At 63.4% G+C, this 26,000-nt stretch carries 23 protein-coding genes; 18 read left to right on the top strand and 5 right to left on the bottom strand.

Features of this window, described 5'->3' with window-relative positions; all coding sequences use genetic code 11:
• Nucleotides 1–34: 34 nt before the first annotated feature.
• A complete protein-coding gene (locus EU803_RS00855; RefSeq protein ID WP_129678963.1) occupies nucleotides 35–1,408 on the top strand; it encodes an aspartate aminotransferase family protein in 1,374 nt (457 codons plus the stop codon).
• Between the two features lie 36 nt (nucleotides 1,409–1,444).
• Here EU803_RS00855 and hemN read toward each other — a convergent pair whose 3' ends face one another.
• Nucleotides 1,445–2,800 carry an oxygen-independent coproporphyrinogen III oxidase gene (hemN, locus tag EU803_RS00860; RefSeq protein WP_129678964.1) on the bottom strand — a complete coding sequence of 452 codons (1,356 nt, stop codon included), beginning with the start codon at nucleotides 2,798–2,800 and terminating at the stop codon, nucleotides 1,445–1,447.
• A gap of 68 nt (nucleotides 2,801–2,868) precedes the next feature.
• Between hemN and EU803_RS00865 the strand changes: the two genes are divergently transcribed.
• The gene (locus tag EU803_RS00865; protein WP_129678965.1) at nucleotides 2,869–3,606 is read left to right on the top strand and encodes a transcriptional regulator FnrL; all 738 of its coding nucleotides are present in this window, start codon (nucleotides 2,869–2,871) and stop codon (nucleotides 3,604–3,606) included.
• Between the two features lie 63 nt (nucleotides 3,607–3,669).
• Here EU803_RS00865 and EU803_RS00870 read toward each other — a convergent pair whose 3' ends face one another.
• Nucleotides 3,670–4,506 (bottom strand): universal stress protein, encoded by an 837-nt coding sequence (locus EU803_RS00870; RefSeq protein WP_129678966.1) that lies wholly within the window; start codon nucleotides 4,504–4,506, stop codon nucleotides 3,670–3,672.
• 213 nt (nucleotides 4,507–4,719) lie between these two features.
• Between EU803_RS00870 and ccoN the strand changes: the two genes are divergently transcribed.
• The 10 genes from ccoN (at nucleotide 4,720) to smc (ending at nucleotide 17,004) form a co-directional block, all read left to right on the top strand.
• Nucleotides 4,720–6,324, top strand: a complete 1,605-nt coding sequence (ccoN, locus tag EU803_RS00875; RefSeq protein WP_129678967.1) for a cytochrome-c oxidase, cbb3-type subunit I — start codon at nucleotides 4,720–4,722, stop codon at nucleotides 6,322–6,324.
• Between the two features lie 12 nt (nucleotides 6,325–6,336).
• Nucleotides 6,337–7,062 carry a cytochrome-c oxidase, cbb3-type subunit II gene (gene ccoO / locus EU803_RS00880; RefSeq protein ID WP_129678968.1) on the top strand — a complete coding sequence of 242 codons (726 nt, stop codon included), beginning with the start codon at nucleotides 6,337–6,339 and terminating at the stop codon, nucleotides 7,060–7,062.
• Nucleotides 7,063–7,074: 12 nt separating this feature from the next.
• Nucleotides 7,075–7,272, top strand: coding sequence for a cbb3-type cytochrome c oxidase subunit 3 (locus EU803_RS00885; protein WP_129678969.1), 198 nt, complete (start codon nucleotides 7,075–7,077; stop codon nucleotides 7,270–7,272).
• Nucleotides 7,269–8,201, top strand: a complete 933-nt coding sequence (gene ccoP, locus EU803_RS00890) for a cytochrome-c oxidase, cbb3-type subunit III (protein WP_129678970.1) — start codon at nucleotides 7,269–7,271, stop codon at nucleotides 8,199–8,201. The genes EU803_RS00885 and ccoP overlap by 4 nt, the downstream gene beginning before the upstream one ends.
• Before the next feature lie 213 nt (nucleotides 8,202–8,414).
• Nucleotides 8,415–9,062 carry a hypothetical protein gene (locus EU803_RS00895; RefSeq protein ID WP_129678971.1) on the top strand — a complete coding sequence of 216 codons (648 nt, stop codon included), beginning with the start codon at nucleotides 8,415–8,417 and terminating at the stop codon, nucleotides 9,060–9,062.
• 107 nt (nucleotides 9,063–9,169) lie between these two features.
• On the top strand, nucleotides 9,170–10,588 hold the full coding sequence (gene ccoG, locus EU803_RS00900) for a cytochrome c oxidase accessory protein CcoG (protein WP_129678972.1): 1,419 nt from the start codon (nucleotides 9,170–9,172) through the stop codon (nucleotides 10,586–10,588).
• A 1-nt stretch (nucleotide 10,589) separates the two neighbouring features.
• Nucleotides 10,590–11,054, top strand: coding sequence for a FixH family protein (locus tag EU803_RS00905; protein WP_129680113.1), 465 nt, complete (start codon nucleotides 10,590–10,592; stop codon nucleotides 11,052–11,054).
• Between the two features lie 4 nt (nucleotides 11,055–11,058).
• Complete coding sequence (locus tag EU803_RS00910; RefSeq protein WP_129678973.1) at nucleotides 11,059–13,248, top strand: heavy metal translocating P-type ATPase; 2,190 nt, start codon at nucleotides 11,059–11,061, stop codon at nucleotides 13,246–13,248.
• A gap of 2 nt (nucleotides 13,249–13,250) precedes the next feature.
• Complete coding sequence (gene ccoS, locus EU803_RS00915; protein ID WP_129678974.1) at nucleotides 13,251–13,409, top strand: cbb3-type cytochrome oxidase assembly protein CcoS; 159 nt, start codon at nucleotides 13,251–13,253, stop codon at nucleotides 13,407–13,409.
• A gap of 139 nt (nucleotides 13,410–13,548) precedes the next feature.
• Complete coding sequence (smc, locus tag EU803_RS00920) at nucleotides 13,549–17,004, top strand: chromosome segregation protein SMC (RefSeq protein WP_129678975.1); 3,456 nt, start codon at nucleotides 13,549–13,551, stop codon at nucleotides 17,002–17,004.
• Between the two features lie 71 nt (nucleotides 17,005–17,075).
• Here the strand turns inward: smc and EU803_RS00925 are convergent, their stop codons facing one another.
• Nucleotides 17,076–18,248, bottom strand: a complete 1,173-nt coding sequence (locus tag EU803_RS00925; protein WP_129678976.1) for a lytic murein transglycosylase — start codon at nucleotides 18,246–18,248, stop codon at nucleotides 17,076–17,078.
• A gap of 279 nt (nucleotides 18,249–18,527) precedes the next feature.
• Between EU803_RS00925 and EU803_RS00930 the strand changes: the two genes are divergently transcribed.
• A complete protein-coding gene (locus tag EU803_RS00930) occupies nucleotides 18,528–18,914 on the top strand; it encodes a response regulator (RefSeq protein WP_129678977.1) in 387 nt (128 codons plus the stop codon).
• On the opposite strand, the gene EU803_RS00935 is transcribed toward EU803_RS00930, so the two are convergent.
• Nucleotides 18,891–19,865, bottom strand: a complete 975-nt coding sequence (locus tag EU803_RS00935; protein ID WP_129678978.1) for a glutathione S-transferase family protein — start codon at nucleotides 19,863–19,865, stop codon at nucleotides 18,891–18,893. The two genes, EU803_RS00930 and EU803_RS00935, sit on opposite strands and share 24 nt — an antisense overlap.
• Before the next feature lie 228 nt (nucleotides 19,866–20,093).
• On the opposite strand from EU803_RS00935, the gene EU803_RS00940 reads away from it, so the two are divergent.
• Complete coding sequence (locus tag EU803_RS00940; RefSeq protein ID WP_129678979.1) at nucleotides 20,094–20,444, top strand: hypothetical protein; 351 nt, start codon at nucleotides 20,094–20,096, stop codon at nucleotides 20,442–20,444.
• A gap of 3 nt (nucleotides 20,445–20,447) precedes the next feature.
• On the opposite strand, the gene EU803_RS00945 is transcribed toward EU803_RS00940, so the two are convergent.
• Entirely contained in the window at nucleotides 20,448–21,620 is a 1,173-nt protein-coding gene (locus tag EU803_RS00945) for a PatB family C-S lyase (RefSeq protein WP_129678980.1), read from the bottom strand.
• A 94-nt stretch (nucleotides 21,621–21,714) separates the two neighbouring features.
• Between EU803_RS00945 and def (EU803_RS00950) the strand changes: the two genes are divergently transcribed.
• Genes def (EU803_RS00950) through rnr form a run of 4 tightly spaced genes read left to right on the top strand, consistent with a single transcriptional unit; the run spans nucleotide 21,715 to nucleotide 25,990 of the window.
• Nucleotides 21,715–22,236, top strand: a complete 522-nt coding sequence (def, locus tag EU803_RS00950; protein WP_129678981.1) for a peptide deformylase — start codon at nucleotides 21,715–21,717, stop codon at nucleotides 22,234–22,236.
• 35 nt (nucleotides 22,237–22,271) lie between these two features.
• Nucleotides 22,272–22,769 (top strand): peptide deformylase, encoded by a 498-nt coding sequence (def, locus tag EU803_RS00955; RefSeq protein WP_129678982.1) that lies wholly within the window; start codon nucleotides 22,272–22,274, stop codon nucleotides 22,767–22,769.
• 4 nt (nucleotides 22,770–22,773) lie between these two features.
• Nucleotides 22,774–23,673: a methionyl-tRNA formyltransferase gene (fmt, locus tag EU803_RS00960; protein WP_129678983.1), complete on the top strand. Its 900-nt coding sequence runs from the start codon at nucleotides 22,774–22,776 to the stop codon at nucleotides 23,671–23,673.
• A 49-nt stretch (nucleotides 23,674–23,722) separates the two neighbouring features.
• Nucleotides 23,723–25,990, top strand: coding sequence for a ribonuclease R (gene rnr / locus EU803_RS00965; protein ID WP_129678984.1), 2,268 nt, complete (start codon nucleotides 23,723–23,725; stop codon nucleotides 25,988–25,990).
• Nucleotides 25,991–26,000 lie beyond the last annotated feature (10 nt).

The following is a 26,000-nucleotide window of genomic DNA, read 5'->3' on the forward strand; positions in this document are numbered from 1 at the left end:
CATGGTCGGCACAAATGGAATCAAGGAGCCGCCAATGTTGACCAATGACCAACTGAGCCAATGGGATCGCGAGAATTTCTTTCACCCGTCGACCCATCTTGCCCAACATGCGCGCGGTGAAACCCCGACCCGCGTGATCCGCACCGCTGGCGGCGTCCATATCGAAGATCGGGACGGCACCAAGCTTCTTGATGCTTTCGCGGGCCTTTACTGCGTCAATGTCGGCTATGGCCGTCAGGAAATCGCCGAGGCGATCGCCGATCAGGCGCGCGAACTGGCCTATTACCATTCCTATGTGGGCCACGGAACCGAGGCGTCGATCACCCTGTCGAAGATGATCCTCGATCGGGCGCCGTCGAACATGTCCAAGGTCTATTTCGGCCTTGGCGGCTCGGACGCGAATGAAACCAACGTCAAGCTGATCTGGTATTACAACAACATCCTTGGCCGGCCGGAGAAGAAGAAGATCATCAGCCGGTGGCGCGGCTATCACGGGTCGGGTCTCGTGACCGGGTCGCTGACCGGGCTGGAGCTGTTTCACAAGAAATTCGATCTGCCGCTGGCGCAGGTCATCCACACGGAAAGCCCCTACTATTTCCGCCGCCCCGCCCTGACCATGTCCGAGGCCGATTTCGTCGCCCATTGCGTGGCCGAACTGGAGGCGCTGATCGAGCGTGAGGGTGCAGACACCATCGCTGCCTTCATCGGCGAACCGGTCATGGGCACCGGGGGCATCGTGCCGCCGCCCGCAGGCTATTGGGCCGCGATCCAGGTCGTTTTGAAAAAGCACGATATCCTGCTGGTCGCGGACGAGGTTGTGACCGGCTTTGGCCGTCTGGGTAGCATGTTCGGCTCTGATCACTACGGGCTTGAGGCCGATATCATCACCATCGCCAAGGGGCTGACCAGCGCCTATGCGCCGCTGTCGGGGTCGATCATTTCGGACAAAGTCTGGAAGGTTCTGGAACAGGGGACCGATGAAAACGGCCCGATCGGTCACGGCTGGACCTATTCCGCCCACCCGATCGGCGCGGCGGCCGGCGTTGCCAACCTGAAGCTTCTGGACGATCTGAACCTGATCCAGAACGCGGGCGAGGTTGGCGCCTATCTGAACGCGGCCATGGCGGATGCGCTGGGCGATCATCCGAACGTCGGCGACATCCGGGGCGAGGGGATGCTTTGCGCTGTTGAATTCGTCAAGGACCGCGACAGCCGCACCTTCTTTGACGCCGCCGACAAGATCGGGCCGCAGGTTTCCGCCGCAATGCTGGCGCAGTCCAAGGTAATCGCGCGGGCAATGCCGCAGGGCGACATCATCGGCTACGCGCCGCCCTTCTGCCTGACCCGAGCCGAGGCGGACGAGATCGTCGCGGCAACGGTCAGCGCGGTCAAAACCGTTCTGGGCTAAGGTCAATGGGTCCGGCTCCAATGCGGGGCCGGGCCGTTACAGCGCGCGGCTGTGCCGCCCCTCGGGCATGGCGTAGGCGTCGATTTCCTGCGCGGCCAGGCGGGCGATCAGTCGGGCATGGTCCGTCAGCCGGATCTTATGCCCCTCAACGACCAGTTGATCCGCGAACCGCTGGCGCATCGTGTCGGTCATATCGAACAGGGCGGCCTCGGGCAGGCCGAACTGTTTTGCCAGTGCTTCGATATCCAGCCCAAAATCGCACATCAGCCGTTCGATCATCGCCGACCGCAACCTGTCATCGTCGGACATCGCATGGCCGCGTGCAGTCGCCAGTGTTCCGCCGTCAATCGCAACGGCATATTTCGACGAGGTCGAGGAATTCTGCGCAAAACCCTGCGGATAGCGCGAGATCGCAGAGGCGCCCATGCCGATCAAAACCTCGGAGGTGTCGTCCGTATAGCCTTGGAAATTCCGATGCAGGCGGCCTTCGCGTGCGGCGACGGCAAGGCTGTCGTCCTTGCGGGCATAGTGGTCGATCCCGATTTCCACATAGTCGTCCCACAGGAACAGGTCGCGGGCGGTATCGAACAACTCCAGCCGCTCTTCGGCGCTGGGAAGCTCGTCCGCGGGGATCAGAACCTGCCGCTTGGCCATCCACGGGACGTGGGCATAACCATAGAGCGCCACACGGTCCGGGTTCAGCGACAAAACCCGCTGCACGCTATCGGCCATCCGGGCCTTGGTCTGGAACGGCAGACCGTAAAGGATATCCATGTTCAAAGAGGTCACCCCGGCGTCGCGGAGCATTTTGACGACATCGCGGGTGTCAGAGAAACTTTGCTGGCGGCCGATTGCATCCTGAACCTTAGGGTCGAAATCCTGCACCCCGATCGAGGCGCGGGTCATCCCCACCTCGGCCAATGCGTCGATCCGTGCCTGATCGACCTCGGTCGGGTCAATCTCGACCGAGAACTGGATATCATCGGCCCAGGGTCGATAGGTTTTCAGCGCGGCGCCGAGATCACGGATCAGGTCGGGCGGAAGGAGGGTGGGCGTGCCGCCGCCAAGGTGGATCTGGCTGATTTCGACATTTCCGGGAAGGTGCCTGCCCACAAGCGCCATTTCCCGTTTCAGCAGATCAAGGTAGGGGACAAGGGGGCGGTCAGTGGCCGTCCCCTGGGTTCGACAGGCGCAGAACCAGCACAGCCGCCGACAATAGGGAATATGCAGGTAAAGCGAAACGCGCTGCCCTTCGGGTATTGCCGCCAGCCACGCGGCGGTCTGGTCCGGCCCGACCGTTTCGCTGAAATGGTTCGCGGGCGGATAGCTGGTATATCGCGGTGCCCTGGCGTCAAAGAGTCCCAGTTGGCGCAGGCGTTCGGTTATGGGCATTGCACTTCCTTGGCAAAAATGGGTTACACTAGGCGCAAGTCATGCGCGAAAACGGAGTTGAGCCTGGGATGACCCAGACCACGACTGATTTGGAATGTGCGGGTTGTCCGATCCGTCACAGGGCGGTTTGCGCGACCTGTGACGCGGAGGAGCTTGAGAAGCTTGAGCAGATCAAGTTCTACCGCAACTACGAGGCCGGACAGCCGATCTCTTGGGCCGGCGACGAGATGGCCTTTGTCGGCTCTGTCGTGCGCGGCGTGGCGTCGGTCAGCCGGACGCTCGAAGACGGGCGCACCCAGATGGTCGGACTTTTGCTGCCTTCTGATTTCGTGGGGCGTCCGGGACGGGCGACCTCTCCCTACGATGTGACGGCGGTCAGCGACGTGACCCTGTGCTGTTTCCGCAGAAAGCCGTTCGAACATCTGCTGCTTGTCGCGCCCCATGTCGCAGAGCGGTTGTTGGAAATGACCCTTGATGAGCTGGACGCCGCGCGGGAATGGATGTTGGTTCTGGGCCGCAAGACTGCGCGGGAAAAGATCGCCAGCCTGCTGACGATCATCGCGCGCCGGGAATCGGTGATCGGCATGACCAAGACCAAGGGCCCGATCGTCGTCGAATTGCCCCTGACGCGGGAAGCGATGGCCGATTATCTTGGCCTGACGCTGGAAACTGTCAGCCGCCAGATTTCCGCGCTCAAGCGCGAGGGGCTGATCGAACTGGATGGCAAGCGCCGGATCATCGTGCCGGATTTCACCGCACTTCTGGACGAAACGGGGGACGACGCGGACGGCGGTCTGATCGCCTGACCCCTGTATAGGAGAAGGGTGGGGCCGTTGAACGCCCCTATTCCCGGCCCGCGTCCCCATATCCTAGTGCGCCATCAGCAGGGGCAGGGTCGCATTCCCAAGAAGGTCGCGCGTCGCCCCGCCAAGGATCGATTCGCGGAACCGGGAATGCCCATAGGCCCCCATCACGATCAGGTCGGCGCCATGTTCTTCGGCAAAGCGTTCAAGAACCTCGGACACCCGGGGCAGGGTACGGGCAAGGATCGACACCTCGGCCTTCACCCCGTGCCGGGCCAGCATCAGGCAGATCGCGCCGCCGGGGTCGGACCGTTCGGGCGAATGGCTGGGCGGGTCGATCATCACGATATCGACCTTCTCGGCGGCTTTCAGGAACGGCAGGGCCGCCCGCACCGCGTTGAAGCTCTCGCTGCTTTCGTTCCACGCCACGACGATCCGGTTGAACGGCTTCGCCGCGCCCTTTTCGGGGACTACAAGAACCGGGGCACCGGTACCGAACAGTTCTGCCTCCAACACGCTGACATGCAGCGGATTCGCCTTGTCGGAATAGGGTCTGGTGGCAACGACAAGATCGGAATAGCGGGTCAGCCGGCCAACCAAGGTATCGAGGCCCAGATGCGGGATCACCACCGGTTCGATCGCCAGCTTGGACATATTGGCGGGCAGTCCGCCCTTGATCCAATCCTGCAATTCCTCGGCGCGGGCACGCGCCTCGGCTGCGCCGGTTTCCATCACGATTGCCGCCGAACCGGCGGGCAGGGGTTCGTATCTGGCCGGGTCGACCCCGACGCAATGGATGTCCAGATGGGCATCCTGCCGGTCTGCGACCGCCAAGGCGGCAGAAAGGGCAGGCCCATCCGCGCCCGCGTCGGTCGCCACGAAAGAAATCGTCTGATAGCCCATGGTGCGTCTCCCTGATCGCCGGAGGGGGTCCAAGATGTCTGCCCCGGCTGCGCTGACGTCATACCTATCAAAGGGCGGCTTGCGGAAACTTGACATGGATCAAGGCATCGGCCCGCGTCACGGGCGAAACCCCAAATCAGAGCTGAACGGCCCGAAGGGATGATTCCGTCGTCTTGGATCATCTTTAACGGGCGAAAGAAGGGAACGCTTCTCATGTGGGATTGGATCAAGATAGCGGTCTGGGGGTTGATTGCCCTTCTGGCCGCCATTGCCGCGAATTTCGCGCGCGACCTGGCCTATCAGGTCCACGCGATTCTGGTGATGCTGGTCGCCGGTGGCATGTTCGTCTGGACAGTACGGACAGCCGGAGACGAAAAGGGGCCGGCGCCGACCGGCTATATGGATGGGGTTGTGCGCTACGGCGTGATCGCGACCGCCTTCTGGGGGGTCGTTGGATTCCTCGTCGGTGTGTTCATCGCGTTCCAGCTGGCCTTTCCCGAACTGAACTTTGCCTGGGCCGAAGGCTTTGGCAATTTCGGGCGGTTGCGGCCGCTGCATACCTCTGCGGTGATCTTCGCCTTCGGGGGCAACGCGCTTATCGCGACGTCCTTCTATATCGTTCAGCGGACCTCTGCCGCCCGGCTCTGGGGCGGCAATGCTGGTTGGTTCGTGTTCTGGGGCTACCAGTTCTTCATCGTTCTGGCGGCAACCGGCTACCTTCTTGGGGCGACCCAGTCGAAGGAATACGCCGAACCGGAATGGTATGTTGACCTGTGGCTGACGCTGGTCTGGGTGGTCTACCTTGGGGTTTTCCTCGGCACGATCATCAAGCGCAAAGAGCCGCATATCTACGTGGCCAACTGGTTCTTCCTGTCGTTCATCGTGACGGTGGCGCTGCTGCATGTGGTGAACAACATCTCGATCCCGGTGTCGATCTTCGGGTCGAAGTCGGTTCAGGTGTTCGCTGGGGTGCAGGACGCCATGACGCAGTGGTGGTACGGACACAACGCCGTGGGCTTCTTCCTGACCGCGGGCTTCCTTGGGATGATGTACTACTTCGTGCCCAAGCAGGCGGAAAAGCCGGTCTTTTCCTACAAGCTGTCGATCGTGCACTTCTGGGCGCTGATCTTCATCTACATCTGGGCTGGTCCGCACCACCTGCACTACACCGCGCTGCCTGACTGGGCCTCGACCCTTGGCATGGTGTTCTCGGTCGTGCTGTGGATGCCGTCCTGGGGTGGTATGATCAACGGTCTGATGACGCTCTCGGGCGCATGGGACAAGATCCGGACCGATCCGATTATCCGGATGATGGTCATCTCCATCGGGTTCTACGGCATGTCCACCTTCGAAGGGCCGATGATGTCGATCCGCGTGGTGAACTCTCTGTCGCACTACACCGACTGGACCATCGGGCACGTCCATTCCGGCGCGCTTGGCTGGAACGGGATGATCACCTTCGGGGCGCTCTACTTCCTGACGCCGCGCCTGTGGAACAAGGAACGGCTCTATAGCCTGCGTCTGGTCAACTGGCACTTCTGGCTCGCCACGATCGGCATCGTTCTCTACGCCGCCTCGATGTGGGTCACGGGTATCATGGAAGGCCTGATGTGGCGTGAAGTTGATGCGCAGGGCTTCCTTGTGAACTCCTTCGCCGACACGGTGGCCGCGAAGTTCCCGATGTACGTGGTGCGTGGCACCGGCGGGATCCTCTACCTCACTGGCGCGATCATCATGTGCTACAACCTTTGGATGACGGCCTTCGGCAACCGGGTTCCCGCCCGCGCTGCCGCCGCTGCCGCCACCCCCGCAGAATAAGGAGAAAAGATCATGGGAATCCTTGATCGTCACAAGGTTCTTGAAAAGAACGCCACGCTCCTTCTGGTTGCCAGCTTTGCGGTGGTCACTGTCGGGGGCATCGTGGAAATCGCGCCGCTCTTCTACCTCGAGAATACCATCGAGGATGTGGAGGGGATGCGGCCCTACTCGCCGCTGGAACTGGCCGGGCGTGACATCTACATCCGCGAAGGGTGCTATGTCTGCCACAGCCAGATGATCCGGCCGATGCGGGACGAGGTGGAACGCTACGGACATTACAGCCTTGCCGCTGAATCGATGTACGACCACCCGTTCCAATGGGGGTCCAAGCGGACCGGGCCGGATCTGGCCCGCGTCGGTGGCCGCTATTCGGATGAATGGCACGTGGACCACCTGACGGACCCGCAGTCGGTTGTGCCGGAATCGGTCATGCCGAAATACGGCTTCCTTCTGAATCGGGAACTGGACGGTGAATACATCGGGGAACTGATGTCCACCCACGCGCTGGTCGGTGTGCCCTATGACGAGGAAAGGATCGCCTCGGCACAGGCTGACTTTGCGGTGCAGGTCGATCCCTTCGGCGACACCGATGGGCTTTTAACCCGCTATCCGGGGGCGCAGGTGCGCAACTTCGATGGTCAGGACGCCCTGACCGAGATGGACGCACTGATCGCCTATATGCAGATGCTCGGGACGCTGGTCGATTTCTCGACCTTCACCCCCGACGCAAGCCGCTAGGGGGAGGGTCTGATGGACTATCACATCCTGCGCGAAATCGCTGACAGCTGGGTGCTTCTGGCGCTGTTTCTGTTCTTTGTCGGTGTCTGGTTCTGGGCCTGGCGGCCCGGATCCCGCTCGACCCACGAAGATGCGGCCAAGGTCATCTTCCGGAACGAAACAGCCCCGGCCCAGGACACTGAACCGACCAAATCGGAGGCTCGGACATGAGCAAGCAAACTGAAAAGCCCGATGTCGGCACGACCGGCCACAGCTGGGACGGGATCGAGGAGCTGAACAACCCGTTGCCGCGTTGGTGGGTCTGGGTCTTCTACCTCTGTATCGCCTGGGGTATCTGGTACACGATCGCCTATCCGGCCTGGCCGGGGATCAAGGATGCGACCGCGGGCTACCTTGGGTATTCCACCCGGGGCGAAGTCGCCGCCGATATCAAGGCCGTCGAAGATGCCAACGCCGCCCTGACGGCAGAGCTGGCCTCTGTCGATCTGGCCACGCTGGCCGACAACGCCGAACTGAACCAGTTCGCGGTCAACGCTGGCGGGGCGGTCTTCCGCGCCAACTGTTCGCAGTGTCACGGGTCCGGTGCTGCCGGGGCTAAGGGCTATCCGAACCTTCTGGATGACGAATGGCTCTGGGGCGGGCGCATCGACGAGATCGCCTATACCGTCAGCCACGGCATCCGCAACGAACAGTCGTTCGATGCACGTGGGTTCGGGGGCGAAATGCCTGCCTTTGACGGTGTCCTTGCCGACGAGGAAATCGACGCGGTCGTGGCCCATGTGCTTGCCCTTGCTGGGGAAGACCATGACGCCGCGCTTGCTGAAACGGGGGCGACGCTGTTCCTTGACAACTGTGCCGCCTGCCATGGCGACAACGGCGAAGGCAGCCTTGCCGCGACCCGCAGCTACGAAGACCCCGAAGACCTGATCGCCAATGGCGAGATGACTGGCGCCCCGGCGCTGAACAACAAGGTCTGGCTGTTCGGTGGCGACGCCGCGACGATCCGCGAAAGCATCGTCAATGGCCGCGCCGGTGTCATGCCCGCGTGGAACGAAGACTTCCGTCCCGCCGGTGGCCTGACCCGGGCCGAGGTCAATGCGGTTGCCGCCTATGTTCACCAGCTGGGTGGCGGGCAATAAAGACTTCCTCCGGCCCGTTGCAGCAGGCCGGAAGAACCATCGGTCACGGGCTCTGTTCGCGCATGTCGCTTGACCGATGTTCCCTCTGGCGAGAGGGCAGTTACCCCCGGCGGGCCTTTGGTTCGCCGGGGGTAATTGGTTTGAAAACGGGTGCGCGCGCGAAGATTCCCCGCAGATGTGCTAAAGTCGTCCAATACAGTCGGAGGATGAACGATGGCACGCGGTGCACCGATCAAATTCACGGACAATATTTTCTGCAATTGGGGGCCTGCGGGCCGGTTCCTTGCGGTCATGATGCCGATCCCCGGCGAATTGCGATGGGGCTATGACCTGACCAATGGCCAATGCAGGATCGTCGTCCACGGCATCCAACACCAACAGGGCGCGACAAGTGCGCTGTCTTTCGAATTCGGGGCGAACGTTGGGATCGGCATCGGGCCCATCGGATTTACCTTCGGGGCGGGCATGGGCGCATCCATCCGGACCGGCTGGACGATCGAGGTTGACCCGGAGGTGAAGTATCTGAAGTGCCCCGGCGACAAGGGCTGCCAGAAGGTGGTGAAGGTCGATTTGTTCCGAAACTATGAATACGAGGCGCTGGTCAAGACCGCGCTGGGTTTCGTGACGCAGGCGTCGGGGAAGGTGACCAAGGATACGTCGAAGATGGGCACGATCCATCTGAAGACGCCCTGCGACGGGAACTGCTGTCCGGGCGCAGGCGTGGCTTTTGCCCAGGCCGCGCAGGTCAAGGATGCGCTTCCGGCCAAGCCCAAGGAGCGGCTTCCCGCAGATGGCGAACGGCCATGGAAGCCCTTTGATCGGTCGCCGGAGGTCCAGAAGACAGAATTGAAGATGGAGTAACCCGCAGCCCTGCGACAAAAACCCTTGATCCATATCAAGGCGTGGACAGGGCTGAGCCTTCAGAACAGGCTTGCGAACAGACTCATTTGATTTGGGATTCCTGCCTGATGTCCTCTTCTGAAACGCCGCCGCCGCTTTATGCCGCGCGAGAACCTGTTTTTCCGCGCCGGGTCTCCGGAAAGTTCCGGAACCTGAAGTGGTGGATCATGCTGGTCACGCTGGGGATCTACTATCTGACCCCTTGGATTCGCTGGGACCGTGGCCCGGAATTGCCGGATCAGGCTGTACTGGTCGATATGGCCGGGCGCCGGTTCTTCTTCTTCTGGATCGAGATTTGGCCGCATGAATTCTATTTCATCGCGGGCCTGCTGATCATGGCGGGATTGGGTCTGTTCCTGTTCACCTCGGCCATGGGGCGGGTCTGGTGCGGCTATACCTGCCCACAGACCGTCTGGACCGATCTGTTCATCCTTGTCGAGCGCTGGGTCGAAGGGGATCGCAACGCGCGGGTTCGCCTGTGGAACGCCAAATGGGACGCGCGAAAGGTCCGGTTGCGGCTGACGAAGTGGGTCCTCTGGGCGCTGATTGGCCTCGCCACTGGCGGGGCCTGGGTGTTCTATTTCACCGATGCGCCAACACTGTTTGTCAATCTTCTCAACGGCACCGCCCACCCCATCGCCTATACAACGATGTTTATCCTGACCGCGACGACCTTCTTCTTTGGCGGGGTCGCACGCGAACAGGTCTGCATCTACGCCTGCCCTTGGCCCCGCATTCAGGCCGCGATGATGGACGAGGACACGATCACCGTCGCCTACCGCGAATGGCGAGGGGAACCGCGCGGCAAGGGTAAGAACCGCGACGGAATGGGCGACTGCATCGATTGTATGGCCTGCGTGAACGTCTGCCCGATGGGGATCGACATCCGCAACGGCCAGCAGATGGAATGCATCACCTGTGCGCTGTGCATCGACGCCTGCGACGACATGATGGAAAAGATCGGCAAGCCACGCGGGCTGATCGACTATATCGCGCTGAAGGACGAGGCCCGCGAACGCGAGGGAGAGCCGCCCGCGCCGGTGATCAAACATATCCTGCGACCCCGGACGATCCTTTACACCGCGCTTTGGTCCCTTGTCGGTCTGGGCCTTGTGTTCGCACTGTTCATCCGGCCCGATATCGACATGACCGTGGCCCCCGTCCGCAACCCGACCTTTATCGTCCAGTCTGATGGGACCGTGCGCAATGTCTATGACATCCGCCTGCGCAACAAACATGGAGAGGCGCGGCCCTTCGGCATGGCGCTGAATTCCGATACCCCGCTCAGCTTGGAGATCGAAGGCGCCGATGGTAGCCTTGTGATGGTCCCGGCGGACGAAATGCGCCAGATCCGGGTCTATGTGGACGCTGGCCCCGATAGCGCAGCGGCAACGATGGACCGCACTGAATTCACGTTCTGGGTCACGGACCTGAACAGCAACGAACGGGCCTACACCAACACGGTCTTCAATGGACGAGGCAACTGATATGGCAGTCTTCTCTGGCCCCATCACCGGCCGCAAATTCTTTGTGATCTTCGCGTCCTTCTTCGTGGTGATCATCGGCGTGAACATTGCCCTCGCGGTCAGCGCCGCCCGCACCTTTCCGGGGCTTGAGGTCAAGAATTCCTACGTCGCGTCACAGCAGTTCGATGTGCAACGCGCCGCGCAAGAGGCGCTGGGCTGGACCATCGACGCACGGGTTCAACAGGGCGAATTGCACCTGACCATCACCGATGCCAACGGCGCCCCGGTCGAGGTGCAGTCGGTTAGCGGCACCTTTGGGCGGGCGACCTCTGTCCGCGACGACCAGACGCCGGATTTCATGTTCGATGGCCAGATGTACCGCGCTCCGGTCACGACCGCGCCGGGCAACTGGAACCTGCGGTTCGAAGCCATTGCCGAGGATGGCACGCTGTTCCGGCAGCGGGTCGTGGTGATCGTGGAAAGCTAGGGACATGTCGGCGACCGAATATCACTCTGCCGCGGTCTGTCCGGGGTGCATCGCGGGCGAAGGTGTCGCCCGCCGCGCTGCCGACGACGCCAGCCTTGGCGCGCGTGATATCCAATTGTCGCTGCCGACGATCCATTGCGCGGCCTGCATTTCCACGGTCGAACGCGGGCTGATGCAGCGCGCCGGGGTCGAAGATGTGCGGGTGAACCTGACCCGGAAACGGGCAACCGTCCGTGTCGCCGCCGGGGTGGAAACCGCCGACATCGTACGGGCCGTGTCGTCGCTGGGATACGAGGCGCAGCCGCTGGATGCCGCCACACTCAGCGCCGGGGAAAGCGACCGGGCGGCCCGCGATCTGGCCATGCGCCTGGGCGTGGCCGGGTTTTCCATGATGAACGTCATGTTGCTGTCCGTGGCGGTCTGGTCGGGCGCCTCGGACGCGACCCGTGACCTGTTTCACTGGATTTCGGCGGCCATCGCCCTGCCCACCATTGCCTTTTCCGCGCAGCCGTTCTTTCGCTCTGCCCTGTCGGCGCTGAAGGTTGCCCGGCTGAACATGGACGTGCCGATTTCGCTGGCGATCCTGTTGGCGGGGGCAATGTCGCTCTATGAAACGATCTCGCATGGGGAACACGCCTATTTCGACGCGGCCCTGTCGCTGACATTCTTCCTTCTGGCCGGGCGCTATCTGGATCAGAAGATGCGGTCCACTGCACGCTCCGCGGCGGCGGAGCTGGCTGCGATGGAGGTGCCTGTCGCCCTGCGCCTGTCCGGTGACGGGGCGGAAACGGTCTCGGTCCGGGACGTTGCGGTTGATGATCTGCTGATGGTCCAACCGGGCGCACGGGTTCCCGTCGACGGGGTTATCACCGAAGGCAATTCCGAACTGGACCGGGCCTTCCTGACCGGGGAAACCGACCCGGTCGCCGTTGGCCCCGGTGCCGATCTGAAGGCCGGAGAGGTCAACCTGACCGGTGCTCTGATCATGCGGGCCACGGCGGTTGGCGGCGATACGTTGCTGCATAATCTCGCCGAACTCATCTCGAACGCCGAGGCGGCAAAGTCTCGCTACAACACGCTCGCCGATCGGGCCGCGCGGATCTATGCGCCTGCGGTTCACCTGTTGGCCCTGATCGGTTTCATCGTCTGGATGTATGTGACCGGGGGCGATGTGCGGCACGCGCTGAATATCGCCGTTGCGTTGCTGATCATCACCTGCCCCTGTGCGCTGGGCCTTGCGGTGCCTGCTGTGTCCACCGTCGCCTCGGGGCGGTTGTTCCGGTTGGGGCTTCTGGTCAAACACCCCTCTGCGCTGGAACGTCTGGCCGAGGTGGACGAGGTGATTTTCGACAAGACCGGCACGCTGACGCGTGGCACCCCGGTGTGTACCAACATGGCCGATCTGCCGGACAGTGCCCTATCCGTCGCTGTGGCGCTGGCTGAAGCCTCTGGTCACCCAAGGTCGCGCGCGATTGTCGAGGCCGCCCGTGGGCGCGACCTGCCGCGTGTCCGGGTCACGGACATCGTCGAGGTGCCGGGCTTTGGCGTCGAGGGGACGCTGAACGGTGCGCAGATCCGTCTGGGTCGGGCGCAATGGGTCGGGGCCGAAGGGGCAGGCAGTGGAACCGTGTTGCGGCTGGCCGACGGTGCCTTGCATGACTTCCGTTTCGAAGACGCCCTGCGGCCCGGCGCGGTCGGTTTGATCGCGGCACTAAAGGCACGGGGGCTTCCTGTGACGCTTTTGTCCGGGGATGCCGAAGCACCGGTCCGGTCCTTGGCAGACGACCTTGGGATCGAAACCTGGCATGCGGGCGTTCTGCCCGATGGCAAGGCGGACCTGCTGCGCCAGCGGGCCGAGGCGGGCAAGCGTGTGCTTATGGTTGGCGACGGGCTGAATGACACGGCGGCACTTGCGCTTGCCCATGTCTCCATTGCTCCAGCCTCCGCGCTCGAGGCGACGCGAGTGGCGGCGGACCTTGTCCTGATGGGCGCGGACCTGTCGAAAATCGCGGACGGGCTGCGGATCGCCGGGTCGGCCCGGCGGCGCATTCTCGAAAACTTCGGGGTGGCGGCTGTTTACAACATGATCGCGGTTCCGGTGGCCTTCCTTGGCTTTGCAACGCCGCTGGCGGCTGCTATCGCGATGTCGTCATCGTCGATCATCGTTTCCCTGAACGCATTGCGGACCCGCTAGCCATGGAAGTTCTGTCCCTCCTCATCCCAATTTCCATCGGGCTTGGCGCCATCGGGCTGGCGGCGTTCTTCTGGACGATGAAAAGCCAGCAATACGATGACCCCGAAGGGGACGCGGCGCGGATCCTACGGGACGATTACGACGATCATCCGGCGGATTAAGCCCGCCAATCGGCAGATTTTCGCAATATCTTGTGGATAACCCAGCTGGTTTTCCAAGATGCTGGGGGTATCCGTTGACTCTGGCACGCTGCCCCCGCCAGACTTCCTCAAACCAAGAATCAAGAACGGGGCAGTCCCTTTGCGCTTTTCCAAGCTGCGTCTGAATGGCTTCAAAAGCTTCGTTGACCCGACCGATCTGGTGATCGCGGACGGGCTGACCGGCGTTGTCGGGCCGAATGGCTGTGGCAAGTCGAACCTTCTTGAAGCGCTGCGCTGGGTCATGGGCGAAAACCGCCCGACCGCGATGCGGGGCGGCGGCATGGAGGACGTGATCTTTGCCGGGACGACAAGCCGCCCGGCCCGCAACCATGCCGAGGTCAGCCTTGTGATCGACAACGGCGAACGTCTGGCCCCGGCGACCTTCAACGACAGCGATATCCTTGAAATTACCCGTCGGATCACCCGCGACGTCGGATCAGCCTATAAGGTCGGGTCCAAGGATGTGCGGGCGCGGGACGTACAGATGCTGTTCGCCGATGCCTCGACCGGGGCGCATTCGCCGGCGTTGGTCCGGCAGGGTCAGATTTCGGAACTGATCAACGCCAAGCCCAAGAACCGCCGCCGCATTCTGGAAGAGGCAGCGGGGATTTCCGGCCTGTATCAGCGGCGCCACGAGGCCGAGTTGAAACTGCGGGGCGCGGAACAGAACCTTGCCCGCGTCGATGACGTGCTGGAACAGCTGGCCAACCAGTTGGGGCAGTTGGCGCGGCAAGCCCGGCAGGCGGCCCGCTACCGCGAGATCGGGGAGAACCTGCGCAAATCCGAAGGGCTGTTGCTGTACCGTCGCTGGAAAGAGGCGGAAGAGGCGCGCATGGCCGCCGTAGCCCAATTGCAGGAACGGACCGTCACCGCATCGCAGGCAGAGGCCGCCGCCCGCGCCGCCACCAAGGCCCGCACCGCGCGGGAAGAGGGGCTGCCCCCCCTGCGCGAGGAAGAGGCGATTGCCGCCGCCGTGTTGCAGCGGTTGCAGGTCCAGCGCGATAGCCTGAAAGAACAGGAGGCCCGCGCGATCGAGACGATCCAGACCCTGCGCAACCGGATCGACCAGCTGTCCCGCGATATCGAGCGCGAGGCCGGGCTGAACAAGGACGCAGGCGAGACCATCGACCGGTTGGAGTGGGAAGCCCGCGAGATCGCCAAGGCGGGCGAGGGGCACTCCGGCCGGTTGGAAGCCGCGCAAGAGGCCGCCCGCGAGGCGGCGAGTGTCTTGCAGGAGCGCGAAAGCGACCTGAGCCAGATGACCGAGGACGTGGCCCGCCTTGCCGCGCGGCACCAGTCGGCCCAACGTCTTTTGGACGACAGTCGCAAGACGCTTGAGAAGGCAGAGGCCGACGCCGCCCGCGCCATGGCGGCCATGCGGGACGCCGAAGCGGCCCTTGCCCGCGCCGAAGCCGATTTTGCCAGTGCCGGAGAGGCCGAGGCCGAGGCCGTCGCCCGTGCAGAAGGGGCCGAGGAGGCGCTGATCGAGGCCGAAGCCGCGCGCGCCGACACCCAATCGCGCGAGGTGGACGCCCGCGCCCTGCGGTCCGCCGCCGAAGGCGAGGCCAATGCCCTGCGGGCCGAGGTTGCGGCCCTTGCCCGGCTGGTCGAACGCGACACCGCCGAGGGCGGGCAGGTGATGGACATGCTGCGGGTGCAGGGGGGCTATGAAAAGGCGCTGGGCGCGGCGCTGGCCGACGACCTGCGGGCCCCCGCAATCGATGGCGCAGGCAAATCTGGCTGGGCTGTCATGCCCGCCTATACCGATCCCCAATCGTTGCCCGCCGGGGTGCAGGCGCTGACCAATTTCGTCACCGTGCCGGAGGTGTTGGTGCGTCGGATGGGGCAGGTGGGTCTGGTTGACACGGCGGACGGTCCCCGTTTGCAGGCCGCTCTGAAACCGGGCCAGCGGCTGGTCAGCATTGGAGGGGACCTGTGGCGCTGGGACGGGTTCCGCGCCGGGGCCGAGGATGCCCCATCAGCGGCGGCCCTGCGGTTGCAGCAGTTGAACCGGCTGGTCGAGCTAAAGCGCGATCTGGAGGAGGCCAACGCCAAGGCCGACGGCGCGCGCATGGCGCATGAGGCGTTGACCCAGCGGTTGGCCGATCTGACCGATGCCGATCAGGCGGCCCGCACGGCCCGGCGTGAGGCGGACAGGCTGGTGGCCGAGGCAAACCGCGCCCTGTCGCGGGCCGAGGCAGACCGGAACCTTGCCGAGGGCAAGCTGGAAAGCTCTGGCCTTGCCGTGAAGCGGCACGAGGAAGAGGCGATGGGCGCCCGCGCCTCGATGGCCGAGGCCGAGAAGTCCGCCCGTGACCTGCCCGATCTGGGTGATGCCCGCGCTGCGGTCGAAGATATCAAGGTCACCGTCGAAGCTGCCCGAATGACCATGATGGCCAAGCGGTCGGCCCATGACGAAGTGCGCCGCGAAGGCGAGGCCCGGTTGAAGCGCAGCCAGGAGATCACCAAGGAAATCTCGGGCTGGAAACACCGGTTGGAAACTGCCTCGAAACGGTCGGCGGAATTGGCCGAGCGCAAGGTCGCAACCGAAGAAGAGCTGGCCGAGGCGACGGCCGCGCCCGAGGAAATCGCGATCAAGCGCGAGGAATTGTCCGAGGCGATCGACGAGGCCGAGGCACGCCGGAAGACGGCGGCAGACAAACTGGCCGAAGCGGAAACCGCCCTGCGTGACGCGCAGATGGCCGAACGGGAGACCGAACGTGCCGCGTCCGAGGCCCGCGAGGCCCGCGCCCGTGCCGAGGCCCGCAACGATGCCGCCCGCGAAACCGTGGCCTATGCCGCCGAACGGATCATGGAGGCGCAAGAGGTCACGCCGGACAAGCTGCTTGAGACCTTGGACGCGGACCCTGAGAAGATGCCGCCCTCCGAGCAGATCGAGGCACAGGTCAATGCCCTGAAACGGCAACGCGACGCGCTGGGTGCGGTGAACCTTCGGGCCGAGGAGGACGCCAAGGAGGTCCAGCAGGAATTCGATACGCTGACCAACGAAAAGCAGGATCTGGAAGACGCGATCAAGGCGCTGCGCACCGGGATTGCCAGCCTGAACAAGGAGGGCCGCGAACGGCTGCTGACTGCCTTCGAACAGGTCAACGAAAACTTTGGCCTGTTGTTCACCCACCTGTTCGGCGGGGGCGAGGCCAAGCTGGTCATGGTCGAAAGCGACGATCCGCTGGATGCGGGGCTTGAGATCATGTGCCAGCCGCCGGGCAAGAAACTGGCCACCCTGTCGCTGCTGTCCGGGGGGGAACAGACCCTGACGGCGCTGGCGCTGATCTTCGCGGTGTTCCTTGCCAACCCGGCCCCGATCTGTGTGCTGGACGAGGTGGACGCGCCGCTAGACGATGCCAACGTGACCCGGTTCTGTGACCTTCTGGACGAGATGTGCCGCCGGACCGATACAAGGTTCCTGATCATCACCCACCACGCGGTGACCATGGCCCGCATGGACCGACTGTTCGGGGTGACGATGCAGGAAAAAGGCGTCAGCCAGCTGGTCAGCGTCGACCTGAAGAAGGCCGAACAGATGGTCGCCTGAGACTGGTAGGGTGGGTCAAGACCCACCTTACTTGCGCGGATCGTAGGGTGGGTTTCAACCCACCCCTGCCGCTACAATCGGTTCAACAGATCGCGCGTCGGCCATGCGTCGGCCGGCAATCCCAGCCGCTCCTGTTCGGTCTGGACCGCCTCGCGGGTTTTTTCGCCGATGATCCCGTCAATGCCGCCAACGTCATGGCCACGCGCCTCCAGCTTGCGTTGCAGGGTCATCACCTCTTCCCCCGACAGGGGCGGAGTTGGGTTGCCCGCGTCATAGACCGGCGCGCCCATGATCCGGGCGCCGAAATAGGCGGCGGTGGTCACATAGACCATCGACTGGTTCCATTCGAAATAGACATGGAAGTTCGGGTAGGCGAGGAAGGCCGGGCCGTTCCGCCCCATGGGCAACAGGACGGAAGCGGGCAACCGGCCCGGACCAAGGTCGCCCGAACGGGCGCGGACGCCAAGGCGTTCCCAGTCCCGGACGCTCATTTCATGGTTCAGCCCCGTCAGGGACCAGTCCAGCGTGTCGGGAACAACGATTTCCTGCAGCCACGGTTCATTCGGGCGCCAGCCGAGCGAGGACAGCACCTGCGCCCCGGACATGAGCGCGTCGGCAGAGGACCCTTTGAGGTCTACATGCCCGTCGCCGTCGCCATCCCGCCCGTTTTCGATGATGTCGCCGGGCAGCATCTGCACCTGTCCGATTTCACCGGCCCAGGCGCCGGTCGTGCGGATTGGGTCGAAATCGCCCCGGGTGTACAGCTCCAGCGCGGCAAAGACCTGCGGTCGGAACAACTCGGGGCGGCGGCAGTCGTGCGACAAGGTGACAAGCGCGTTGAGCGTGTTGAAATTGCCCTGCACCTGCCCGAAATCCGTCTCGAATGCCCAGAATGCAAGGAGGACGCCACGGGGTATCCCGAATTCGCGTTCGATCCGGCGGAAGGTTGCATCGTTTCGCTGGCCGTAGATGGCGGCATTGTCGATCCGGTTCTGCGAGATGAGCGAGCGGCTGAAGCTGATGAAATCCTTCTGGAAGACCCCCTGCCGCCGGTCGGCGTTGATGACGTCCTGATCCTGCCGCGCATTGGCGAAAAAGGCATTCACGGTGGCGGCGTCATAGCCCATGGACCGGGCCTCCTGCCGCAATCCATCGACAAAGCCCGTAAAACTTCCCCCGCATCCCTGCGCGGCGGCGCCGGTTCCGAGAAGAAGTGTTGCGGCAAGGGTCAAGGCGCTGCGCATTTGGTGCTCCGGCTGTTGGTTTTGGGGCAGGTTAGCAGCCTGTTCCTGTCTGACAAGGTGTGGGTGCCGAAATCGGGAGTGGGCCAGACGTCGGTCAAAAGCTGCCGAAAATGAGCGCAGGGGCGGCAGAACTTTGCGCATTTCGGCGATTTCTGTGGATAGGTCTGTGGGCAATCAACCGGGGGTAGCGCATGTTAACCATTCGTTAACACCTCGGGCAGATGCAGGATTTGGGTTGGTCGCGGTGATTGATGAGTTGCGGGTATTTGGGGCTTGAAAATGAATATTTTGATTGCAGAAAGCAATGCGGCGCTCGCCGAGATCTGGGCGCGACATTTGGAACGGATGGGGCATAGCGTCGAAATCGCGGGAACCGCCGATGACGCGGTCGCGGCGATTGCCCTGACCCGGCCAGAGGTCATTCTGATCAACCTTGTCCTCGACGAGGGGAGCGCGCTGGGCGTAGCTGACTATGCGCGCATCCGCTGCCCCGATACCAACATCGTCTTCGTGACGGATACACGGTTCTTCTCGGATGGGTCGATCTTCAATTTTTCACCCAACGCCCGGGCCCTGATCAAGGCAGAGACGGACCCGGACGATCTGGCGGCCATTGTCGAACACTATGGCCGCCCCGTCGCATCAGCCGCGCCCGTGCGGCTCTGACAGGTTCAGGACCGGGCCGGTCGGAACGATCCGGTGCGGATTGATCGTGTCGTGGCTGTAGTGGTAGTGCCGCGTGATGTGATCGAAATGCACCGTCTCGGCCACCCCGGGGATCTGATACAGTTCGCGGGTGTAGGCCCATAGGTTCGGGTAGTCGACAAGCCGCTTGCGGTTGCACTTGAAGTGGCCGTGATAGACGGGATCGAACCGGATCAACGTGGTGAAGAGCCGCCAATCCGCCTCGGTCAGCCGGTCCCCCATCAGATAGCGGTTCTGTCCCAGCCGGTCTTCCAGCCAGTCCAGGCTGTCGAACAGCGGGCCAACCGCGGCGTCATAGGCCTCTTGCGTGGTGGCAAAGCCGCTTTTGTAGACGCCGTTGTTAACGGTGTCGTAGATGCGGGCGTTGACCGGTTCGATCGCCTCGCGCAGGTCCTCCGGCCAATAGTCGGCGGTGTTGCCGGTGATCCCGTCAAAGGCCGAATTGAACATGCGGATGATTTCAGAGCTTTCGTTGGACACGATGGTCTTGGTCACCTTGTCCCAGAGGATCGGCACAGTCACACGGCCGGAGATCTTGGGATCGGCCCGGAGATAGATGTCGCGGGCGAATTCGGACCCGAACAGCAAATCGCCGGTCGCGCCGGGAAAATCGGTCGAGAAGGTCCAGCCGTCCGACAGCATGTCGGGGTGCACGACGGAAACGCCAATATGATCCTCCAGCCCCTTCAAGGCGCGGAAGATCAGCGTGCGGTGCGCCCAAGGACAGGCGTAGGACACATAGAGGTGATAACGCCCGGATTCCGCCTTGAACCCGGCCTCGCCCGTTGGCCCCGCCGACCCGTCTGCGGTGATCCAGTTGCGGAAGGTTGTCGTGGTCCGGACGAAGGCCCCCCCGGTCTTGGAAGTGTCATACCAGGTGTCCTGCCAGACGCCGTCAACAAGCTTGCCCATCGTGATCTCCTTTCAGTTCCCAACAGACCTAGTCCTTTGCGGGGCCGGGATCACCCCCGCTGCGGGCGCAGGTGGCCTGCGCAGATGCACAGGAGGGCTGGTAGTGGTCCAAAGGTGGCGATCCACCATATGCTGTGTCGGGCAGAGAAGAACCTTTGTGATACAAAAGGTTAACTTGATTTCAATCCAATATGCGCCATGATCCGCCCCGGATGGAGGAGACTTAGGATGTCCGATTTCTTGCCCGAAGCGGTCCGCAAGGGACTGGAAGATGCCCGAAAGGCTGCGCTGCGCCGGTCGTCCCGGCTGTGCGTGCACGTGGATGACAAGGTCTATCGCGTGCTTCGGCTTTGGGATGGCGGGTTCAGCACGGATGCCGAAGACGCGCCGCATCTGCGCGGCTATGTCGACCTCTACGATGGCATGCGCCACCTGTCGTCCTGCCTTGTCGTCGCCTCGGAACAGCAGGGCGATGAAATGGTGTTCGAATTCAAGTGGAACACGGCCGTGTCCGACCGTCCCGCCGCGGATTTCGTGCGGGAACAGGACGCGCCGGTCGCCCTGATCACCGCACGCTAGACGCTACTGCAAATCGGAAAACGCGGATTGCAGGCGGGCGACCGCCTCTTCCACGATGTCGCGCCGGGTGGCGAGGTTGAACCGCAGGAAGGTTTCCCCGCCCGCGCCGAAACCCGGCCCGGGGCTGGCAGCGATCTTCGCCGTTTCGCGCACCCGCTTGTCGACCTCGTCAATGGTCATGCCGGTATCCGCGAAATCGACCCAGGCCAGGTAGGTGGATTGTAGTGGCAGGGACCGCACGCCGGGAATGGCATTCACGCCCGTGTCAAAGATTTTCCGGTTTTGATCCAGATAGGCCATCTGTTCGTCGACCCATTTGGCGCCTTCCGGGGAATAGGCGGCCTCGATCATCTTCAGGGCGATGACGCCGGGCCCATAGTCCAGCTGTGACAGACGATTGACCAGCGCGGCGCGCAACCCGTCATCGGGGATGATCAGGTTGCCGGTCCGTTGCCCTGCGATGTTGAAGGTCTTGGAGGCGGCGGTCAGGATCACCATCCGGTCCTGATGATCCGGGGCGGCCACATGCATCGGCACGAAGGTTTCGCCGGGATAGACAAGGTCGTGGTGGATTTCGTCTGCCACGATCACCAGGTTGTTGCGGGCGGCGAAGTCCGCGACCGCGCGCAACTCGTCCGCGGTCCACAGCCGCCCCGTGGGATTCTGCGGTGAACACCAGATCAGGATCTTCTCGCGGCCGGTCAGGCGACTTTGTGCATCGTCCAGATCCAACTCGTACCGGTCGCCGTCGCGACGCAGGGGGCATTCCGTCATCACCCGGTCATTCTTGCGGATCTTGATCGCGAATTCGTGGTAGACGGGGGAAAAGACGACGGCGGCATCGCCCGGTTCGGAGTAGGTTTGCAGGGACAGAGCAATTGCATTGCCCAGCCCTTGCGATGTCACGATCCAGTTCGTGTCGATGTCCCAGTTGTGCCGGGTCTTCATCCACCATTGGATCGCGTTGCGATAAGCGGGATATTCCCAGGAATAGCCAAAGACCCCGTGATCGGCGGCGGCGCGTATGGCGTCGCGCACGCAATCGGCGGTGGGATAGTCGGAATCGGCGGTCCACATCGCCAAGCCGTCATCGGGGGAGACACCGAACAGGGCGTCCATCTTGTCCCACTTGGTGCTTTGGGTGCCGCGGCGGTCTACAGGGTCATCAAAACTCATCACAGGTCTCCTTGCTTGGCGCCACGCTAGCGCAGCCGCTGTCAGGCGCAAGCCCATGTTGCGCAGCGGCATTGCATCGCTTACATGGCCTGTCATGAGCCTGAGACCGATCCTGATCCATCCCGATCCGCGCCTGAAAAAGGTCTGCGATCCGGTGACCGAGCTGTCCGACGATATTCGCCGGCTGGCCGATGATATGCTGGAAACCATGTATGACGCGCCGGGCGTCGGCCTTGCCGCGCCGCAGGTGGGTGTCATGTCGCGGATGCTGACCATGGATTGCGTCAAGGAAGAGGGTGCCGATCCGCAGCCGATGGTCTTGATCAACCCGGAAATTACCTGGGTCTCAGAGGACACCAACGTCTACGAAGAAGGCTGTCTGTCGATCCCCGAACAATACGCCGAGGTGACCCGCCCCGCCGAGGTCGACGTGACATGGCTTGGTCTGGATGGGAAGACCCACGCCGACCGGTTCAGCGGACTATGGGCCACCTGCGTCCAGCACGAGATCGACCATTTGAACGGTAAGCTGTTCATTGATTATCTGAAGCCGCTGAAACGCCAGATGATCACCCGCAAGATGCAGAAACTGAAGCGGGAACAGGCACGCGGCTGACCCGCGTTTCGTCCAGCCCGACCGGAGGAGCCCCAATGCCTCATCGCCCGTTCCTGATGTGGCCGCATAAGGGGCTGCGCACCCCCGCCGACCCGGTGGTCGAGATCACCGACGACATTCGCGCCATCTGGGACGAGATGATCATGGCGATGGAGGAGATGCCGGGCGTCGGCCTTGCCGCCGTGCAACTGGGCATTCCGTTGCGCCTTGCCGTGGTCGATGCCTCGAACGACCGGGGCCGTGCGGTGCGCATGGCCAACCCCGAGGTGCTTCACGCGTCAATCGAGTTTCGTGACCACGAGGAAGCCTCGCCCAATCTGCCGGGCGTGTCCGCCAAGATCAGCCGCCCCCGTGCGGTGACGGTGCGGTTTGTGAACGAGGCGGGGGAACAGGAAGATCGCGATTTCGTGGGCCTTTGGGCGACGTCCGTCCAGCACCAGATCGACCACCTGAACGGGCAGATGTATTTCGACCGTCTGTCCAAGACCAAGCGCGACATGCTGTTGCGCAAGGCAAAGAAGCTGAAGGGCTAGGCCGATGCGTGTCGTCTTTATGGGAACGCCAGAGTTCTCGGTCCCGGTGCTGGAGGCATTGGTCGCGGCCGGGCACGATGTGGCCTGTGTCTTTTCCCAGCCGCCCCGCCCGGCGGGGCGTGGCAAGAAGGACCGCCCGTCGCCAGTTCAGGCCCGGGCCGAGGCGCTGGGCCTTCCGGTCCGCCATCCGCTGAACTTCAAAGACCCGGCAGAGGTGCAGGCCTTTGCCGATCTGCGGGTCGATGTGGCCGTTGTTGTGGCCTATGGGCTGATCCTGCCGCAGGCGCTGCTGGACGCGCCCACGCAGGGGTGTCTGAACATCCATGCCTCGCTTTTGCCGCGCTGGCGCGGGGCGGCGCCAATCCATCGGGCGATCATGGCGGGTGATGCAGAGACCGGGGTTTGCATCATGCAGATGGAGGCGGGGCTGGACACCGGCCCGGTCTTGCTGCGCAAGGCGACCCCCATCGGGGCCGAGGAAACCACGGGCGAACTGCATGACCGCCTGTCGGCGCTTGGGGCCACGGCGATTGTCGAGGCGCTGGAGCGCCTGCCAGACCTGACGCCAGAGCCGCAGCCAGAGGCAGGCGTCACCTATGCCGCCAAAATCGACAAGGCCGAGGCGGCCATCGACTGGACCCGACCAGCGGAAGAGGTCAGCCGCCTGATCCGGGGACTGTCGCCCTTCCCCGGCGCCTGGACCCTGATCAACGGCGAGAGGGTCAAATTCCACGGCGCCCGCGTGGTGCCGGGGCAGGGCGCGCCCGGTGCGGTTCTGGGCGGGTTCACCGTGGCCTGTGGCGTGGGCGCGGTCGAGATCACCCGCGTGCAGCGCGAGGGCAAACGCGCCATGCCCGCCGAAGAGGTTTTGCGCGGCATGACCCTGCCCGCACGTCTGGGATAGGCATCTCTTTCCCGGTGACGCTGCGCCTTGCCCATGCTAGGGCGAGGATATGACACGTATTCCTTCCAAGGATGAAATCCTTCAGTGGATTTCGGACAATCCGACCCTCACCGCCAAGCGCGACATCGCCAAGGCATTTGGCATCAAGGGCGCCGCCCGTATCGACCTCAAGCGTATCCTGCGCGAGTTGGAGGACGAGGGTGTTCTGCGCAAGCGCAAGTCCTCCTATCGCGAGGCGGACAAGCTGCCGCCGGTCGCGGTGCTGCGCATTTCTGCGCCGGACGCTGCGGGCGATGTCTTTGCCCGCCCGCTGGAGTGGGAGGGGGCGGGCGATGAGCCTGCCATCCTGATGGTGCTGAAATCCTCGGACCCGGCCCTTGGGGACGGCGACCGGGTGCTTGCCCGTCTGACCGAGGTCGCGGGCGATTCACATGCCTATGAAGGCCGGTTGATCCGCAAAATCGGCACCAATCCGCAGCGCATTCTTGGGGTCTATCGCAAGGGGTCCGAAGGGGGGCGGATCGTGCCCATCGACAAGGGCGCGGACAAGCAATGGGTGGTGCCCGCCGGGGCCGAGGAAGGCGCGAAGGACGGCGAATTGGTCGAGGCGGAACAAAGCGGGCCGAAGGGTCGGCTGGGCTTGCCCAAGGCGCGCATCGTGGCCCGGCTGGGCGACCCGACTGCGCCCAAGGCCGTCAGCCTGATCGCAATCCATCAGCATGGCATCCCCGATGCCTTCCCCGACGAGGTCGTGGCCGAGGCCGACCGCGCCAAGCCCGCCGGTCTGAAGGGGCGCGAAGACCTGCGCGACCTGCCGCTTGTGACCATCGACCCGTTCGATGCCCGCGACCGGGACGATGCGGTGCTGGCCATTCCCGACGACGATCCGAAGAACGAGGGCGGGTTCATCCTGTGGGTGGCGATTGCCGATGTGGCCCATTACGTCCGCCCCGGATCGGCCCTTGACCGCGAGGCGAAACATCGCGGCAATTCCACCTATTTCCCGGATCGGGTGGTTCCGATGCTGCCCGACCGCCTGTCAGGCGACCTGTGTTCGTTGCATGAAAACGTGCCCCGCGCCTGTATGGCCGTGCGGATGCGGATCGACAGCGCCGGGCACAAGATCGACCATCGGTTCACCCGGGGGCTGATGAAATCCGTGGCCTCGCTGAACTATATGGAAGTTCAGGCAGGCATGGATGGGCAGCCCAACGACAAGGTCGCCCCCCTGATGGAGGAGGTGATCCGCCCGCTGTTTGCGGCCCATGATGCACTCAAACGCGCCCGGGCGGCGCGGCAGCCGCTGGAACTGGACCTGCCCGAACGCCAGATCGTGATCAACGAAGATGGCCATGTCACCAGCGTGGACTTCAAGGAACGGCTTGAGGCGCACAAGCTGATCGAGGAATTCATGGTGCTGGCCAATGTGGCCGCCGCCGAAGAACTGATCCGCCTGCGCACGCCGCTTCTGTTCCGGGTTCACGAGGAACCGAACCCCGACAAGCTTGATGCGCTGCGCGAGGTCGTGCAGGCATCGGGCCTGACGCTCGCCAAGGGGCAAGTGCTGAAAACCCAGCACCTGAACAACCTGCTGAAACAGGCCGAGGGGACGGAAAATCAGGAACTGATCAACCTGCAAACCCTGCGGTCGATGACGCAGGCCTATTACAGCCCGACGAACTTTGGCCATTTCGGTTTGGCGCTGCGCAACTATGCGCATTTCACCTCGCCCATCCGGCGGTATTCCGACCTGATTGTGCACCGGGCTTTGATCCGGGCGCACCGCTGGGGCGATGACGGGCTGACCGACGCCGAGATCGAGCTGCTGGAAGACACCGGGCAAAAGATCAGCGACACCGAACGCCGGTCGATGATGGCCGAACGGGACACCACTGACCGCTATTTAGCCGCCTATCTGTCCGACCGGATCGGGGCAGAGATGACGGGCCGGATCAGCGGTATCGCCCGGTTTGGCGTCTTCGTGAAACTGGATGAAACCGGGGCCGACGGGTTGATCCCGATCCGTGCCCTGGGGCGCGAGTTCTTCCATTATGACGCGGAAACCCAGACCCTGACCGGGTCCGACACCGGGCTGGTCATTGGCCTGGGCCAGCGGGCCACGGTCAAACTGGCCGAAGCGGCGCCGGTCACCGGCGGACTGATCGTGGAGCTGGTGAAACTGGACGACTACGCCATGCCCAAACCCTCGCGGTTCGGGCGCGGCGGCAAAGGGGGCAAACCGCCCCGGCGCAAGGCAGGCGCGGCCAAGCACAAGGCCAAGGCGGTGAAGCGCAAGGTGAAACGGACGCGACGCTAGGGAGGGTGGG

It is taken from the genome of Loktanella sp. IMCC34160 (genome assembly GCF_004145845.1).
In the GTDB taxonomy this organism is placed as follows: domain Bacteria; phylum Pseudomonadota; class Alphaproteobacteria; order Rhodobacterales; family Rhodobacteraceae; genus SELP01.